The organism is Corallococcus terminator, assembly GCF_003611635.1.
Lineage (GTDB): Bacteria > Myxococcota > Myxococcia > Myxococcales > Myxococcaceae > Corallococcus > Corallococcus terminator.
In genome coordinates this window covers 1-16,895 of record NZ_RAVZ01000217.1, presented here as the reverse complement: position 1 = coordinate 16,895, position 16,895 = coordinate 1, and the positions used below count along the sequence as shown (strand labels likewise).

The window sequence follows — 16,895 nt, the reverse complement described above, 5'->3', positions numbered from 1 at the left end:
CTCCACCACCGCCCGGAAGCGCTCCACCGGCCACACCGTGCCGCCGCCCCGGTTGTGCGTGTTCTCCAACGACAACAGGCGCGTGCGCGGGTTGTGGATGTTGTCCTCGCGCACCGCCGCCGTCACCGTCTGGGGCGTCAGCAGGCCCCGCTCTCCCGGCAGCGCCGCCGGCTGCACGCCCCAGAGCGCCGGCACCGCGCCCCCCTCGTAGTGCAGGATGTGACTGCCCTCCTCCGTGAGCACCTCGTCGCCCGTGCGGCAGTGCGCGCCGATGGCGATCTGGTTCGCCTGCGTGCCGGAGGGGACGAAGACGGCGGCCTCCAGGCCCAGCCGCTCGGCCACACGCTCCTCCAGCCGGCGCACCGTGGGGTCTTCTCCGTAGACGTCGTCGCCCACCTCCGCGTCCGCGATGAGGCGGCGCATGGCGGGCGTGGGCTTCGTCACGGTGTCGGAGCGGAAGTCGATGGGCTTCATGGATCTCCTGGGTCGAGCAAAAGGGGTGGCCCCGAGCGGTGCTTGGGCCGGGCCCTCCCGTGACATACAACGCCCGCGTGGCCCGGCGAGAGACAGTGGCGGAGAAGCGGCAGCGCGCGGTGGCGATCCTGGACGGTCTGGAGGCAGCCATGCCGGACGCCCGCATCGAGCTGGACTACCGCACGCCCCTGGAGCTGCTGGTCGCCGTCATCCTGTCCGCCCAGTGCACCGACAAGCGCGTCAACCTGGTGACCCCTGCCCTGTTCGCCCGCTTTCCCGACGCGGCTTCCTACGCCGCCGTGGAGGCCACCGACGTGGAGCCCTTCATCCGCACCTGCGGGCTCTACCGCGCGAAGGCGAAGAACATCGTCGCCACGGCGCGCATGCTCGTCGCCGAGCACTCGGGCCAGGTGCCCCTGGTGCGCGACACGCTGTCGCAATTGCCGGGCGTGGGTCTCAAGACCGCAGGCGTGGTGTGCATCCACCTGGGCGGCGACGCGGCCTTCCCCGTGGACACCCACGTGAAGCGGCTGGCGTACCGGATGGGCCTCACGACCCACGAGGATCCCGACAAGGTGGAGAAGGACCTGCAAGCGCTGCTGCCCCGGGAGCGGTGGACCCTGGGGCACCAGTTGCTCGTGTGGCATGGGCGGCGCACGTGCTTCGCGCGCTCGCCGGATTGCGGCTCCTGCACGGTGGCGGCGAAATGCCCGAAGAAGGGCGTGGCCGCCTCCGCGAAGGCTTAAGCGGACGCCGGAGCGCCCTGGTCGCGCGACGCCTTGTGCTTCAGCATCCGCTTGCGGATGAGCCCGCGCTTGAGCGAGGAGACGTGGTCCACGAAGACGGTGCCGTCCAGGTGGTCCGCCTCGTGCTGCACGGCGATGGCCAGCAGGCCGTCACAGCGCAGCGTCTGCTCCTGCCCGTCCTCGTCCAGGTAGCGCACCGTGGCGACGGCGGCGCGGTCCACGTCCTCGGCCTCGCCGGGGATGGACAGGCAGCCTTCCGTGTAGGTCGTCTCACCTTCGAGGGAGACGAACTCCGGGTTGATCATCGCCAGCGGCTTCATGTCCGGCTGCTGCGGCCGGGTGTCCAGGACGATGATGCGCTGGAGCACGCCCACCTGCGGGGCGGCGAGGCCCACGCCTTCGGCGGCGTACATCGTCTCGAACATGTCCTTCACCAACGCGCGGACCTTGTCGTCCACCTTCACCACGGGCCGGGCCTTCTGCTTCAGGATGGGGTCGGGCCAGATGAGAATTTCGCGAACCATGGGGGACTCTTAACCCCACCGGACCGCACCGGGCAACCGTCCCCAGGGGGCGTCAGTCGAGCAGATTACGTGCGTACTCGCCCCGCAGCCGGTCATCCCCCAGCGCCCGGGCGGCCTCCGTCAGCACCGCTCGAATCTGCTGCGCCCGGTGCTGGAGTGCGGGGTCCGGGTGGCCCGCGAAGCGCAGGGGGTGGAACTCGGCCGCCAGGAGGGCATAGGCCCGCTTGACCTCCTCGCTGCCGGCCGAACGCGCGAGCCCCAGCACCGTGAAGTAGTCCGCCTCCTGGATCTCCTCGAACTTGGCCTCCAGGCGGTGCACGTCCAGCTCCGGGGGCAGGTCCCCCATGGCGTCGTCCGTCGGAGGGTGCAGCACGATGAGGCCCAGCGTCCTGGCCACGGCGAGCGTCTTGAGCGCCCCGTCCTGGGGCAGCCCCGCGCTGAGCAGCAGCATCTCCAGCGTGCGCTCGCCGTCCACGCCCTGGAGGAGTTGGAGTTCGCGCCCGGAGAGCCCGAAGTCCGCCGGGGCCATGTGCGCATCGCCCCGCGACACGTGGGCGCGCAGCGAGCCCGCCGCGTCCAGCAGGGACTCCGCGGTGAGGGTGTTGCGCAGGCCTTCGACCAGCAGGTGCAGCGGCGGGCGCGTGGCGGCGGCGAGCGCGACCTCGTGGGGCGCGGGCTCCTGCACCAGCCGGTACAACGTGGAGGGTTCCGCGAGCGCGTCCAGGAAGACCTGTTCGGTGTAGCGCTGCACCAGCGGGACGGATTCCGCTTCGCGCACGTAGCCTCGGCCGCGCAGGGCCTCCAGGAGCGTGCCCGTGGTGGCGCTGCGCACCAGCCGCAGCTCGGCTTCCTGGCGCGCGTCGATGAGCCCGTCCGCGCGGGCCCGGTCGATGAGGGATTCGCCCTGCGCCGAGGACGCGGCGCCCACCAGCGTGCCGTCGCGCAGCCACAGCACGCGAAGGGCGTTCATCACCTTGAGTTCCAGGCGCACTTCCATGCGCGCGTCGCACAGCCGCAGCACGAGGCGCGCGAGCCCCTCCTGCGTGAGGCTGCCACTGCGCGCCACCGCCATCTCCGGACGGCCCGGCGATTCAAGCGGGATGAGCGCGGCGCGGGCCTGCGCCACGGCGTCCTCCGCGTCCTTCTGCGCGCGGGCCTCCAACTGTTCGCGCTCGCGGTCGGTCTGGAGGCGCTGTTCGACGGCGTCCGCTTCCAGCTTCACGCGGGCTTCGCGCTCGCGGGTGAGCTCCTCCCGAAGCTGCTCGAGCTGGGCCTGGAGGGTGTCGCGGGCCTGGGTGAGCGCGGCGGACTCCGACTGGAGACGGGCTTCCGCTTCGGCGCGCGTCTGGGTTTCGGCGGCGAGGCGGGATTCCGCGACGGTGCGGGCCTGGGACTCGCTCTCGATGCGCGTCTCGATGTCCTTGCGCGTCCGGGCCTCGGATTCGAGGCGGACCTCCAGCACGGTGCGATGACGGCCTTCGGCCGTGGCCTTCGCGGTGGCTTCGGTGGCCTTCTGTTCGGCCTGGAGGGCCCGGGCCTCCATGTCCTTCAGGGCCTGTTCGGCCTGGGCCACGCGAGCCTGCGCTTCAGCCTGGGCCCGCGCGAGTTCCTCCGCGCGGCGGGTCGCGTCGGTCTGGGCGTGGGTGGACTGCTCGGCGCGGGACTCCGCCTGGGCCAGTGACTGCGCGAGTTGATCCGCCCGGGCCTGGACTTCGGCCTGCGTCCGCGTGAGCTGCTCGATGCGGGCCTCGGCTTCGGACCTGGCCTGCTGGTGCTGCTCCGCCTGGGCCTGCGCCTGCGGGAGCTGATCCGCTCGGGCCTGCGCTTCGGCCTGGGCCTTCGTGAGCTGCTCGATGCGGGTCTCGGCTTCGGTCCCTGCCTTCGTGAGCTGCTCGATGCGGGTCTCCGCTTCGGCCCGTGCACGCGTGAGCTGCTCGATGCGGGTCTCCGCTTCGGCCATTGCCTGCTGATGCTGAGCGGATTGGGATTCCGCCTGGGCCAGCGCTTGCGCGAGCTGTTCGGCGCGGGACTCCGCCTGGGCCTGGGCCTGCGTGAGTTGCTCCGCCTGGGTCTTCGTCCCGGACTGGGCCTGCGCGAGTTGTTCGGCGAGGGCTTCCGCTTCGGCCTTCGCCCGCGCGAGTTGTTCGGCGCCGGCCTGCTCGACTTCGAGGGCCCGCGCTTCGGCGCGACTCACCGTCTCCGACAGCTCGTTCACTCGCGCTTCGGACTGGAGCAGCGCTTCGGCGGAACGGTCCGCCTTCGCCTCGACCTGCTTCAGGGCCCGCGTCAGTTGCTCCGCGCGGGCTTCCGCCTGGACCAGGGCCTCGGCGGGTTGGGCGGCCTTCGCCTCGGCCCGCTGTCGCGCCTGCTTGAGTTGCTCCATCCGGGCGTTGGCCTGGCCCAGGGTCTCCGCGAACTGCGCTTCGGTCCGCTTGCGGAGCTCCTCGGACTGTTCCGCCCGGGCGTGGGCCTGGGTCAGCGCTTCCTCGGCCTGCGCGGCCCGCGCTTCAGCGTCCGCCAGGACCTCGCCCGACTTCGCGGCGGTGGCTTCGAGTTGCTGCCGGGCCGCTTCGGCCAGTTCCGCCCGGGCTTCGGCACTGGCTCGGGACTCCTCGGCCTGCGTGGCCCGGCCTTCCGCCTGCGCCAGCGCCTGGGCGGACTGCCGGGTCTTCGCTTCGCCTTGCAGCAGCACCTGCGCCAGTTGCTGGGCCCGCGCTTCCAACTGCGCCTGCGTCTGGGCGGACTGCTTCGCCTTCGCTTCGGCCTGCGCCAGGGCCTGCTCGGCCTGCTGGATGCGACCCTCCGCCTGGGCCAGCGCCTGGGCGGTCTGCTTCGCCTTCGCTTCGGACTGGGACAGCGACTGGCCCAGTTGGTGCGCTCGCACCTCCACCAGCGACAGCGCCTGCACGGAGTGCTTCACCTTCGCTTCGGCGGCGACCCTCGCCTTCGCTTCCGCGTCGGCCCGGGCTTCGGCCTCGGAACGCCGGGCCTCCAGGTCCGCTCGGAGCGCGGCGTCCTTGCCGTCGCGGGTCTCGATCTCGTGACGGGCGTCGGCTTCGGCCTCCGCTCGCCGACGGGCTTCCTCGCGGGCCGTGGCTTCGGCCTCCGCCCGGGCTTCCGCGACGAGGCGCGCTTCGGCCTCGGCTTCGGCTCGGGCTTCCGCGGCGATTCGCGCTTCGGTCTCGGCTTCCGCGCGGGCTTCCGCGTCGGTGCGGGCCGCCTGTTCCAGTTCGGCTCGGGCTTCGGCCTCCGCGCGGGCCTGGGTCTCCTGGAGTGCGAGGCGTTCGGCCTCCTCGCGCGCCTGGACCTCCGTGGCGATGCGCTTCTCGAGCTCGGCGAGTTCGAGCCGCGCCATCTCCGCGAGCGCCTCGGCTTCGCGGCGGGCACGCTCTTCCGCGTCCGCTCGCGATTCGGCGTCCACCCGACCACCGGCTTCGGACGCGAGCCGGGCTTCCACCTCCGCCAGGGCCTGCGTCGCGGACACCGCTCGGACTTCTGAATCCGCGTGGGCCGCCGAGGCCTGCTTCAGCAGGGACTCGGCGCGAGCACGGGCGTGGACCTCCGCTTCGGCGCGAACCTCCACGGAGCTGCGGGCCTCGACCTCCGCGTCCGCTTCGAGCCGGGCGTCCTCGCGCGCCCGCGCTTCGCTCTCGACGCGCTCCTCCAACTCGATGCGAAGCGTCTGCTCCGCTTCGGCCAGGGACTCCGCGTCCGCCGCGCGGGCCTCCGCCTCCTGGATGAGGGCGTACGCCTGCGCGAGCTCTTCGCGCAGCGATTCGAGTTCGACTTCCAGCTCCGAGTCGGACCGGGGCTCATCCTTCGAGCCGACATCCTGCTTCGCGCTGGCTTGCGACTTCGAACCAGGCTCGGCCCCGGCGCCCTGCTTCAGCGCGGCCTGCGACTTCGAGCCCACCTCGTCCTGCTTCGACCCGGACGCATCCTTCGGACCGGCATCCGCCTTCGAGCCGGCATCCTGATTCAGCGCTGCCTGTGACTTCGAATCGGACTCCGCGGCCTTCGCCGCGGGAACGACAGGCTCCTGGCTCGCGGGACGCGGCCTGTTCGACCAGAGGAGCCCTCCCTGCTTCGGGGTCGATGAAACCGGGACCGTGCGGCTCGCATCCCATCCACCCGCACGGGGCGCGGTGCCGCTCTCCAGCGCCGCGGTGTCCGACACGGCTTCGGAGGTCGCCTTGCCCGACTTCGTTTCGCCACCCGGGCGCGCGACATCACCACTCGCCGCTTCGCGCGTCCCTGCCTTGTCATCCGAAGGTGACTTCGCGGCGTCCCGCGACTCCGGCTCCGACCACGAGAGGGGCCTGGCGCCCTCCTCGGTCTTCGCGTCCTCATCCACCGTCTCTGAATCGAACCAGTCCGCGCCCACCGGATTCGCTGGCGCAGCCGCCACCTGAGGCTTCTCCGCGACTTCGTCGTCGGACGCCCCACCCTCACCCTGCTCCCGAGCCTCCGCGGACGCCTTGAGCTCCGCCTCCAGCACGTCCCAGTTCGACAGGCCCGCGGCGGCCAGCTCCTCCTCCGTCGGATCCGCTGTCGCATCGCCGCCGTCAGACTCACCGGTCGGATCCGCTGCCGCGTCGTCGTCGCCCGACGCATCCTGTGCCACGGCCGCGGCGGCCCGTTCTTCCTTCGCCACGTCGTCCGCGACACCGCCGAAGTCCGTCTCGTCGAACGCATCCGGCGAAGAAGACGCACCCGCCGAAGCCGTGCGGCGCGTTTCCAGTTCGGGATCCGGTGCCAGCTCCGTCCAGGCCAGCGGCGCCGCGCCCTCTCGCGCGGAGCGCTTCCCCTCCGTCTCCGCATCCGGGGCGTCGTCCGAATCGACGTTGAAGAAGTCCTCGTCCCCCAGCCTGGGCGCGGGCTTCACCGGCCGCAGTCCCGGCGGCGTGAGCCGCTCCTCTCGGAACGCGAGCTTCCCCGCCGGCAGCCCCTCCTCTTCCTCCTGCTCCCGTGACAGGCGCTCCGCGTCCGCCCGCAGCTCCGCGTCGAAATCCTCCGTGACCGCCAGCGGATCCGCCTCCACCGGCTTCACGTCCGCGCGCGGCGAGACCTCGTTCGGGAACGGGAAGCGCAGCGTCGAGCGCTCCTGCGGGGTCCGTCCTTCGGGCGCCGGAGGAAACGCCGCCGTCGCATCCGCTCGCGGGGCATTCCATTCTTGTCCGGCGTCCGCGTCCGACTCGCCCTCGCCCCACGCCTCTCCGGTGTCCGCCCCCGACGACCCGTCCTCCCAGACCGACGACGCGCCGGACGACGACGTCCCCACCGAAAGCGCCGAGTCGATGGACGCCATCGCCTCCGCTTCCACCTCCAGGTGCGCCTGCTCCAGCGCGGCGTTCATCGCCAGGTGCGTGCTGTGCTCGCGCTGCTTGTGGACGACGTGCGCGCTGCGCTCCTCGCGCGTCATCGCCGCCACTTCCCAATCCGTCTGGTTCAGCGGCGCCAGGTCCCCGAACAGCGCGTTGGCCAGCGCCGGGTCTCCGCCCACCGCGTGCGCCGTCGTCGCATGCCACTTCTCGTCCGAACCGGGCCCGCTTCCGCGCGCGGGCTCCGCCAGCGTCCGGTTCTCCACCACGCGCCAGCCATCCGCCTCCGCCGGAGCGCGGATCAACGTGTCCACCAACGTCACGAAGCTGGGGCCGTCCAGGGGCAGCGGCGCCACCGGAGCGCTGAAGCCCTCGATGGCTTCACTCAAGAGCAGCACCCGCGCCTTGTGGCCCTCCGGATGCTGGACCAGTTCCTCCAGCACCACGCGCCCGCGCCCGCTCTCCACTCCGGGGGCGAGCACGATGAGTTCCGGCAGGTGGTGCCCGAAGGCGATGAGCGCGTCCGCGGCGGAAGTGGCGAGGATGACCTCGTGGCCTTCGCGGGACAGCAATCGCCGGACGGCGGCGATGGTGGCGATGTCGTCGTGTACGAGGAGGACCGAGGCGCCCATGGGGGGGCGGACACTCTACATCATGGCCCCGGGATCCACGTCGATGACGACCCTCACGCCAGACGGCACATCCGCCAGGGCCGCTTCCAACCGGGCGAGCAATGGGGCAAGCGCCGCATGCGTCGGCGCCTTCAGGAGGAGCTGCCAGCGCGTCTTGCCCCGGATTCGGGCGATGGGCGCCAGGGCCGGCCCCAGGAGGCGCACCCCCGCCGAGGCCGGTGGCATGTGCCGACCCACCAGGTTCCCCAGGAAGCGGGCCACGCCCGCCGTCTGCTCGGGGTGCTCCCCTTCCAGCCGGACGGCCGCCATGCGCGCGAAGGGCGGGTAGGCCAGGGCCTTACGCCACTCCAGCTCCTGCTTCGCGAACCCGTCGAAGTCGTGCGCCAGCATCCGCTTCACCGGCTCCGCGTCCGGGTTGTAGGTCTGCACCAACACCCTCCCCGGGTCCTTGCCGCGCCCCGCCCGCCCCGCCACCTGGGTCAACAGGTGGAAGGTGCGCTCGGAGGCGCGGAAGTCGGGAATCGCCAGCGACGTGTCCGCCATCACCACGCACACCAGCGTCACACCCGGAAAGTCGTGCCCCTTGGCCACCATCTGCGTGCCCACCAGCACGTCGATTTCGCGCCGCGCGAACGACGCCAGCAGCTCCGTCAGCCGCTCCGCGCTCGTCGCCGAGTCCCGGTCCAACCGCGCCACGCGCGCACCCGGGAGCCGTTCGGAGACCTCCGCTTCCACGCGCTCGGTGCCGATGCCCAGTTTGAGCAGCGGGCCCGTGCACTCCCGGCAACTGTTGGGCACCGGGAACGCCACACCGCAGTAGTGGCACACCACCCGGTTCTGGGACTGGTGGTGCGTCATGCACACGTCGCAGTCGTGGCACTTGAGCGACAGGCCACACACCTCGCACAAGAGGATGGTGCTGTGGCCCCGGCGGTTGAGGAACAGGATGACCTGTTGCCCCTTGGCCACCGTCTCCTCCATCGCCTGGAGCATCTGCGGGCTCAGGATGGGCGCCTCTTCCGTCACCTGCCCCTCGCGAGGACGCTCCACGCGCAGGTCCACCAGGCTGATGGTGGGCATGGGCCGGTCATCGACGCGGCTCTTCAGCTCCAGCAGCTTGTAGCGACCCGCGCGCGCATTCTGGAGCGTCTCCAGCGCGGGCGTGGCCGAGCCCAGCACCACCACCGCGCCGGCCTGCTTGCCGCGCACCACCGCGAGGTCGCGCGCCTGATAGCGCAGCTTCTCGTCCTGCTTGAAGGACGGGTCGTGCTCCTCGTCCACGACGATGAGCCCCAGGTTCTCCACCGGCGCGAACACCGCCGAGCGGACACCGACCGCGATCTTCACCGTGCCCTTGCGCAGGGCCTGCCAGTGGAACAGCCGCTCCCGGTCCTTCAGCCCCGAGTGCAGCACCGCCACGTCCCCGCCGAAGCGGCTGCGGAAGCGCCCCACGAGTTGCGGCGTCAACGCAATCTCCGGCACCAGCACGAGGCTGCCCTTGCCCTGCGACAGCGCATGCTCCACCGCGCGCAGGTACACCTCCGTCTTGCCGCTGCCGGTGACGCCGTGCAGGAGGTAGGGCTGGAAGCCGCCGGCATCCACGGCGCCCTGGAGCTCGCGCACCGCCACGTCCTGCTCCGAGGTGAGCCGGTCCGGACGGCCCTGGATGAGGCCCTCGCGCACGCCGGGCTCCAGCACCACCTCCACCAGCCTCACCATCCCGCGCGCCGCCAGCTTCTTGAGCGTCTCCCGCGCACCGGGGATGGCGTGCGCCACCTCCTCCAACTGCGCGCGTCCGCCCACCGCCAGCAGGTACTGGAGCGCGGCGGCCTGCGCGGGGGCGCGGTTGAGCTGCGGCGGGACTTCCGTGACGACCGCCTCCGCGAAGTGCTGCACGTCCGCCTTCGCCGCCTTCTCGTCCACCGCGGTGGAGAGGCCCGGCGGCAGCGCGCCGCGGATGACCTCGCCCAGCGGGTGGCGGTAGTGCTCGGCCGCGAAGCGCAGGAGCGCGATGAGGTCCTTGGGCAGGGACGGCGAATCCTCCAGCACGCGCTGGATGGGCTTGAGCCGGACGCCTCCCTCCACGGGCGCGTTCGCGGGCCCCAGGTAGAAGCCCAGCGCCATGCCGCGACCGAAGGGCACGAGCACGCGCTGGCCCGGGGCCAGGTTGCCGGCGAGCGCTTCGGGGACCAGGTAGGTGAACTCCCCGCGCACGGGGCGACCGACGGCGACGGACGCAAGGAGGGCGGGGGTGGCGCTCACGACGGGGCGCACTGTAGCGGCGCGCTCCCCCAACGACAGTTCCCTTCCCACATCCGTACGGCGCGTCCGCAGCGGGATGGAACCGCGAGAGGAAACCTCTCCGTCCGTCCCCGGAACACCGCCCAGCGCGAAGTTCTCCTGTTCCATGTGCCGCCCTCTTGCCGCCCGACTCCCCAACCCCGCCCGTCCTGCACCCGGGATCCACTGTGCCCGGGGCGTCTGACATGCCCCTTGATTCCGTCCGGGAAGGGGTGCACGCCCAGATTGAGGGGGGGCAAGCAGTCATGGGGGGGACAGGCTGGTTAGGGAGTGCCTGGAAGGCGGCCGCAGCCCGCTGTGATGCGGAGCTGCTGAAGGAGTTGGCCCGACGCTGGGTGAAGCGCGACCAGCTCGTGCGCTTCGCCCCCTATTCCAGGCAACCTGCTGCGGCGTGTCGCTGCGTCCGCCGACGTGCTGCTGCCGCACCGCACGTACTCGTTCGGTTTCTTTCTCGCTCAACTCGTGGACTCCGCGAACCAGGCCGGAGCTCCGGTGTGCGGATGATGCCTGCCCACGACGCCGAGAGTCGCGAAGACTCGAAGGGTGTCCAGGCCCGGAAGACACGAGGAGACGAAGGCGGGGTGGGACTGCGGAGACGTGAACGGATGCTGAAGAGGGTGAAGCTGGACATCGTCGCGCTGAAGCAGGCGGCGGAAGGGCGGTAGCCGTCGCTTCCGCCTAGAAGAGCGGGCCGTGCGTCTCCATCTTCATCTGGCCCTGGTTGATGGCCACGATGAGCCGGCGCAGCAGATCCTGCTGCTGTTGCGGCGTGAGCGACGACACGGACGCTGACAGCTCACGTGCCTGGGCATCCCCCCACTGGCGGGCGTTGAGGGCCCGGTCCACCACCTCGTTGCCGTGGGCCCAGGCCGCGGCGTTCTCCGAGTCTGAAACAGTCGGCTTCTGGGACACCGGGGCGTCCTCCAGGCGCCCGGCACTGGAGGCCTGGGCCTGCAATGCGCGGGTCACGGCCTGCTCGATGCGCGCGTCCAGGTCCGCGGGCAGCGCGGGCGCCGGAGTGGGCGCACCAGGCAGTGCCACGACGGGGCCCTGGCGCTGCGCGAGCAACTGGTCGAGGCGCCTCTCCAACCGTTCCAGCCGTTCCAGCCGGACCTGGAGATCCTGGGAGCCGATGGAGGCGCGCTGGCCTTGCACGAAGAGGGCAAGCCCCACGCCGAAGAGCATCAGGTTGAGCACGACGAGCGTGCGGCCGAGTGGAATCATGGCGTGGGGATGCCTTCAACCGAGGCCGCTCAGAGCACCTTGGGTTCGAAGGTGGAGCCGGTGCCGACCACGATGTCCGTACAGTTCCCCGAGCTGTCGTAGGCGGCCTGCAGGAACGAGTCCGAATTCAGCGAACGGACCTGCGCGACCAGGGTGGCATTGGTGGTCGTGCAACTCACGGCGACGCCGGCGGCATTCCTCGCCTGGCAAACCGCGGTGGTGCCAGCCGACACGGTGTAGCAGACCAGGAGCTGCTGGGTGTCCGCACTGTTGCGAGCCGTCCCCATGCTTCCACTGAAAGTACGGGCAACGGTATTCACAATGACTGAAGCGCTCACCTTGGTGCCAGCGAAGCTGGCGGTGGAAAGACCCATTGCAACGAACAGCCCCAACATCATTCCTGCCTTCTTCATGCGGACTCCCCCCAATGAATGACTGACTTCTCCCGAGCGCGCAAGTCGCGTCCGGGCGCCTGCATGATATGTCATTGCCTTTGGATATTCTACCTCTGCCATTGTGTTCGGGAGTGCAGTCCGGTGGTGGGGTGGGTAACACGCGGCTCGGACATGCGCTCCAGCTCCGCGAACCATTCGGGGAGTGGGCGCGTGGCGGCGAAGCCATACGAGCGGCACGCCAGCGGCCGTTGCGTGTAGATGCGGCACGCGCCCGTCTCGTGGTCCAGCAACAGGCAAGCTGTACTGGCGGGCCTCTTGACAAGCCAGGGTGGCGACGCGGTCGCGGATCTCCTCCCGAGCCAAGGACGTCCTCCTTGAGAGGACGCGCGTTCTACGCACGGAGCAAGGCCGTGGCGGAGCCGCCCTTCGGCCAAATCAAACAGGCGCGAGGCTTCCGGCAACTGCTGCTGCGCGGCCTGGAGAAGGCTCGCGGCGAGTGGGCGCTCATCTGCCTCGGCCACAACCTGCTCAAGCTCCACCGGGCCCAGGCGGGCGCGTAGCAGCAAGGGGCGCCCGCCCGCGCGATGGGCGGGCGCAGGGCTGCCGTGGAACGAACATTCCTTCCGGCGGGGGCGTCCGCCTGGGCAGGGGTTGTCGGCCCTGATGCAGCAGGCTGCCCGTCATCCCGCCGCTTGCCCTTACGGCAACACGCTCCTAGCGGCCGGTGGCCTTCTTGAACGACGGGCGGCTGGCCACGCGCTCCCACCAGGACATCACGTTCTTGTACTCGGCGAGGACGGCCTGCTCGCCCACGGCGATGACGTAGTCCACGTACGGGGCCCAGGTGACCTCCGCGAGCGTGAAGTCGTTGCCCGCGAGGAAGGGCTGCTTCGCCAGCACCGCGTCGATGACCTCCAGGGGCTTCTTCATGCCCTCGCGGCCCTTGGCGATGTTGGCCTCGTCGTTGGTGCCCCGGAAGCGCTCCATCACGACCTTCATCGCCGCGGGGGAGAAGTAGGAGCTCTCCACGCTCATGAACTGCTCCATGAGCGCGTAGGCCTTCGGATCCGTCGGGGTCAGCGACGTGCCCGGCAGGGTGCGGTCCAGGTAGCGGATGATGGCGCGCGACTCGTACATCTGGAAGCCGTCGTCCGTCTCCAGCACTGGCACCACGCCAAAGGGCTGACGCGCGATGTGCTCGGGCGTCTTCTGCTCGCCCTTCATCAGCTCGATGTTGATGAAGTCGACCTCGCGGTTCTTCTCCGCCAGGACCGTCATGACCTTGCGGCTACACGTGCTCATCAGGTTGCCGTAGACCTTCATGTGAATCGCCTCCGCGCCAGAAGCCGGGGTAATCCCGGCCTAGGAATGGGCGGGACTCTCACCGCGAGCCCCGCCCATCGCAAGCGATTCAAGAGGTGACGCGCTACGGCGTGAAGAGCTTGTCCGACACCGCGGAGCGGTTGTCCGCCTTGAGCGCCGTGAAGCGCACCACGCGCTGGCCCGCGCGCCAGACCTCCACCGTGCGCGGCATCCAGTCCCCGGTGGCCGGCGCCGTGTAGTCCACGAAGCGCACGTCCCACGCGATGCCGGCGGTGTCGGTGTAGCGCACGCGCGCGGCCCGGAAGGCATCCTTGTAGACCCAGAACTGGGGCTTGCCCTCGGCGGGGTCTCCCAGCACGTACGCCACATCCCCGCCGAAGCGCGCCAGCGAGGTGCGCTTCGTGTCGACGCCCAGCCCCTGGAGGTACGCCTCCAGGGCCAGCTTGGTGTCCTGCACGCTGCCCGCGTCCTGCGCGAGGATGGCGCACACCTGCGCGACGAGCACGGAGACGGCGGGCAGCTCCTTGCCCTCCACGCGCTTCCTGCCGGAGACCTGCACCGTCGCGGCCTTGTTGCTGCTTTCGGGCGAGCTGACGTCGAAGCGGCAGCGGCCCGGAATCTTCACCGACAGCACGCCGTCGCCCTGGAGGTCCGGGCGTTCGGTGGGGACGTTGAGGGCGGCGCCCGCCTCCGGCACGGCGGTGGAGGAGAAGATGACGGAGCCTTCCACGCGGAAGGCGGACAGCCGCTTCTCCTCACGCGCATTGGCCATGCGCCGGAGGATGGAGCCGCCGGGCAGCACATAGGCACCGGCGGTGAGGGAGGCGAGGACCACGAACACTGCGATGAAACGCTTCACGACTTCTCCGTCTTGACGACCTCGCGCATGTACTCCAGGAGTCCTCCGCGCAGGTCGGGGCGCTTGAGTGCATAGGCGATGTTCGCCTTCAGGTAACCCACCTTGTCGCCGGCGTCGTAGCGCTGCCCCTGGAACTTGTAGCCCAGCAGACCTTCGGTCTTCTGGAGCGTGGCCAGGCCGTCCGTGAGCTGGATCTCCCCGCCCACGCCGGTGGTCTGCTTCTCCAGGATGGGGAAGATGGACGGAGGCAGCACGTAGCGGCCAATCACGGCCAGGTTCGACGGCGCGGTGCCCTTCTTGGGCTTCTCCACCACGTGGTCGATCTGGATGACGCCGTTGCCCAGGTCCTTGCCGGCGGCGATGCCGTACATGTGCGTCTCGCTGTCGGGCACCTCCATGAGCGCGATGACGGCCTTCTGGTGCTGCTGGTAGACGCGCGCGAGTTGCCCGATGCCGGGCTCCTCCGCGTCGATCATGTCGTCGCCCAGCAGGACGCCGAAGGGCTCGTTGCCGATGATGCTCTTGGCGCACAGCACCGCGTGGCCCAGGCCCAGCGGCTCCTTCTGGCGGACGCTGATGATGCGCACGAGGTTCGCGATGGCGCGCAGCTTGTCGGCCTCCGCCGTCTTGCCGCGCGCGCGCATCGTGGTTTCCAGCTCGAAGCCGATGTCGAAGTGATCCTCGATGGAGGACTTGCCCCGGCCGTTGATGACGACGACATCCTCGATGCCGGCGGCGACGGCCTCCTCCACGATGTACTGGAGGGTGGGCGTGTCGACGATGGGCAGCATCTCCTTGGGCACGGCTTTGGTCGCCGGCAGGAAACGGGTGCCCAGGCCAGCGGCGGGGATGACGCACTTGCGGATGAGCTTCGCTGCCTTCGTGTCGGGAGAGGACATGGGGCGGGGAATCTATTGGTGGCCCAGAACCCCAGCAAGCCGGATAGATTCCCGGACGCCATGCCGCTCCGTGCCATTGTCTTTGCCCTGTCGTTGACGCTGTCCGTGATTCCCGCCGTCGCCCGGGCCGCTGAACCGGCGGAGGAGCTGCGCAACCTGGCCAACGCCCGGGCCCTGGGCATGGGCAGCGCCTTCCGGGCCACGGGGCTGGGTGCGGATGCACTCCAGGGCAATCCGGCGGCGATGGCGCTGTTCCCGGCCTACCGCATCGAAGGGACGGGGGCGTATGACCCGCGCAACAAGCAGGGTTTCCTGGGCATCAGCCTGGCGGACTCCAGCAGTGGCCGGCTGGCGCTGGGGGTGGACTACCACTGGCTGAGCCTGGGACGCGGGGGCAGCCGGACGTCAGCGAACCTGAGCACGCTGGGCGGCGCGATTCCCCTGAGCCAGTCGCTGCTCATCGGCATGTCGGGGCGCTACCTGCGGCTCAATGGCCAGTCGCGCTTCGCCAACTCCATCACGCTGGACGCGGGCCTGTTGGTGCGGCTGGGCGAACAGGTGACGGTGGGCGTGTCGGGGCACAACCTCATCGACACGGAGAACGTGGAGCTGACGCGCTACTACTCCGCGCACCTGGCCTACGTGGGGCAGGCGCTGGTGCTGGCGGGGGACATCCGCGGCGACTTCGAGACGCGCGACTCCACGGTGCTCACGTACAACGGCGGCGCGGAGTACATCCTGAACCAGGTGCTGCCGGTGCGCGTGGGCTACACGTACGACGGCTTCCAGAAGATTTCGCGGCTGACCGCGGGCCTGGGCTTCCTGTCGCCCGGCGGCGGTGGCGTGGACATCGCGTACCAGCACGACCTGGGCGGTGTGAACGGGCGCCTGGTGGTGATGACCCTGCGGGTCTCCGTGAACTGAGGACGCAGCGCTGCTTCAGCGTCCGGCGCGGCCCGCGTCATTCGGGTCGCGCAGGGCGAGGTAGCGCTCGGAGGCGGCGAAGCGGACCAGTTCCTCCAGCTCCGAATCGTGGGGCCGGCGGGCGCGCAGCGCGGTGAGCGCGGGGCCGGGGCCACCACAGGCGACGAGGCCCGCGCGGTTGGCGGAGTCCCGGGCGGCGGCGGACAGCAGGCTCGCGTCGAAGTCGCGGGTGCCGGGTTCCATCAGGGCGGAGGCGCGCTCCAGGGCCTTGGGGGACAGGGCTTCGCGCACCACGCGGGCATCGTCGCCCGCGCCCTTGGGGTCCTTGAGGACGGAGGACAGGAGCGCGAGCGCGCGCAGCAGGTGGTCCTTGCGCAGGGCGCGCAGGGCGAGCAGGTCCGGCGACATGGAGAACAGGGCGCGGCCGGCGTGGAAGCGCAGCTCCGCGACGGACGGGGGCTGCTGGACGAGCTGCCGGCCCACGACGAGGCGCGGGACGGTGATGTGCACCGGGGTGATGTTCGCGGTGTCGTCGTCGCCCGCGACGAGCTCCGGCAGGGGCACGCCGAGCAGGCGCGCGACGGTGTGCAGCGCGTCCAGGACGGCGGCGGCTCCGGGACCGGCGTTGGCGCGCAGGGGCTCCGAGGCGCTGGCGATGCGCGTCGGTGACGGGAACAGGCGGCACAGTGCGATGCCCACGCAGGCGAGCAGCTCACCAGCCGGGGTGCGCAGGCCCGGGTGGCGCAGGCCGGCGCGCTCCTGACTGGAGAGCGGTCCGCGCTGGACGCGGGGGGCGGAGATGTCGCGGCCTTCGAGCGCATCCGCGAGTTCGCGCATCAGCGCGGCGCGGGTGGCGTCCTTGCGCTGGTCGAAGTGTTCGACGAGGCCCCGGTACGGCTTCGGGTCGAGCGGACGCTCGCGCACGAGCTTGAAGACGAGCGGTTCGGCGGAGGTGGATTCGGCGGGAGGCGCTGGCTCCGGGACGAGCGGCGTTTCGCGGGTCTCCGCACCGCCGACGCCCGGACGTGCCGGGCCGGTGGCGCGCACGGGGGCCGGGCCAGACATGGTGCCTTCGGGACGGCCGGCGCGGTGGATGCGGCGCACCGGGTCCATGCGGCCGGGAGGGGCTTCCCACGCGATGACGCTCGTGGCCTCCACGGGCCCGCCACCCAGCTCCTCCGAGTCCTCGTCCTCGTCGGGAATCTGGTCGAGCGAGGGTCCATCGAAGACACCGCGCGGGCGCACGGGGGGCGCGCTCCGGACGGCCGGAGGA

General features: G+C 70.9%; 12 protein-coding genes and 2 pseudogenes. 3 read left to right on the top strand and 11 right to left on the bottom strand.

What is annotated here, in order from left to right; translation table 11 throughout:
• A partial coding sequence (locus D7V88_RS26860; RefSeq protein ID WP_147448885.1) for a threonine aldolase family protein occupies nt 1-474 on the bottom strand: 474 nt, incomplete at its 3' end.
• A 59-nt stretch (nt 475-533) separates the two neighbouring features.
• On the opposite strand from D7V88_RS26860, the gene nth reads away from it, so the two are divergent.
• Nucleotides 534-1,220: an endonuclease III gene (gene nth, locus D7V88_RS26855; protein ID WP_120543476.1), complete on the top strand. Its 687-nt coding sequence runs from the start codon at nt 534-536 to the stop codon at nt 1,218-1,220.
• On the opposite strand, the gene def is transcribed toward nth, so the two are convergent.
• From def to D7V88_RS45560, 6 genes are all read right to left on the bottom strand, one after another.
• Nucleotides 1,217-1,744: a peptide deformylase gene (gene def / locus D7V88_RS26850; protein WP_120543475.1), complete on the bottom strand. Its 528-nt coding sequence runs from the start codon at nt 1,742-1,744 to the stop codon at nt 1,217-1,219. The two genes, nth and def, sit on opposite strands and share 4 nt — an antisense overlap.
• Nucleotides 1,745-1,796: 52 nt before the next feature.
• Nucleotides 1,797-7,697, bottom strand: a complete 5,901-nt coding sequence (locus D7V88_RS43140) for a response regulator (RefSeq protein ID WP_158625160.1) — start codon at nt 7,695-7,697, stop codon at nt 1,797-1,799.
• A 15-nt stretch (nt 7,698-7,712) separates the two neighbouring features.
• Nucleotides 7,713-10,106, bottom strand: coding sequence for a replication restart helicase PriA (priA, locus tag D7V88_RS26835; RefSeq protein WP_244238413.1), 2,394 nt, complete (start codon nt 10,104-10,106; stop codon nt 7,713-7,715).
• A 570-nt stretch (nt 10,107-10,676) separates the two neighbouring features.
• On the bottom strand, nt 10,677-11,222 hold the full coding sequence (locus D7V88_RS26830; protein WP_120543474.1) for a hypothetical protein: 546 nt from the start codon (nt 11,220-11,222) through the stop codon (nt 10,677-10,679).
• Between the two features lie 29 nt (nt 11,223-11,251).
• The gene (locus D7V88_RS26825; protein WP_147448884.1) at nt 11,252-11,635 is read right to left on the bottom strand and encodes a hypothetical protein; all 384 of its coding nucleotides are present in this window, start codon (nt 11,633-11,635) and stop codon (nt 11,252-11,254) included.
• A gap of 89 nt (nt 11,636-11,724) precedes the next feature.
• Nucleotides 11,725-11,907, bottom strand: a complete 183-nt coding sequence (locus tag D7V88_RS45560) for a YkgJ family cysteine cluster protein (protein WP_208726476.1) — start codon at nt 11,905-11,907, stop codon at nt 11,725-11,727.
• Between the two features lie 87 nt (nt 11,908-11,994).
• On the opposite strand from D7V88_RS45560, the pseudogene D7V88_RS45745 reads away from it, so the two are divergent.
• Nucleotides 11,995-12,177 (top strand): annotated as a pseudogene (locus D7V88_RS45745) (transposase); the annotation flags it as partial.
• A 154-nt stretch (nt 12,178-12,331) separates the two neighbouring features.
• Here D7V88_RS45745 and D7V88_RS26810 read toward each other — a convergent pair.
• The 3 genes from D7V88_RS26810 to galU form a co-directional block, all read right to left on the bottom strand.
• Nucleotides 12,332-12,940, bottom strand: a complete 609-nt coding sequence (locus tag D7V88_RS26810; protein WP_120543472.1) for a glutathione S-transferase family protein — start codon at nt 12,938-12,940, stop codon at nt 12,332-12,334.
• A 103-nt stretch (nt 12,941-13,043) separates the two neighbouring features.
• Entirely contained in the window at nt 13,044-13,799 is a 756-nt protein-coding gene (locus D7V88_RS26805) for a hypothetical protein (protein ID WP_120543471.1), read from the bottom strand.
• Nucleotides 13,796-14,698 carry a UTP--glucose-1-phosphate uridylyltransferase GalU gene (gene galU / locus D7V88_RS26800; protein ID WP_120543470.1) on the bottom strand — a complete coding sequence of 301 codons (903 nt, stop codon included), beginning with the start codon at nt 14,696-14,698 and terminating at the stop codon, nt 13,796-13,798. The genes D7V88_RS26805 and galU overlap by 4 nt, the downstream gene beginning before the upstream one ends.
• 60 nt (nt 14,699-14,758) lie before the next feature.
• On the opposite strand from galU, the gene D7V88_RS26795 reads away from it, so the two are divergent.
• Nucleotides 14,759-15,622, top strand: a complete 864-nt coding sequence (locus D7V88_RS26795) for a PorV/PorQ family protein (RefSeq protein WP_120543469.1) — start codon at nt 14,759-14,761, stop codon at nt 15,620-15,622.
• Nucleotides 15,623-15,637: 15 nt separating this feature from the next.
• On the opposite strand, the pseudogene D7V88_RS26790 reads toward D7V88_RS26795, so the two are convergent.
• Nucleotides 15,638-16,895, bottom strand: a pseudogene (locus D7V88_RS26790) (hypothetical protein); the annotation flags it as partial.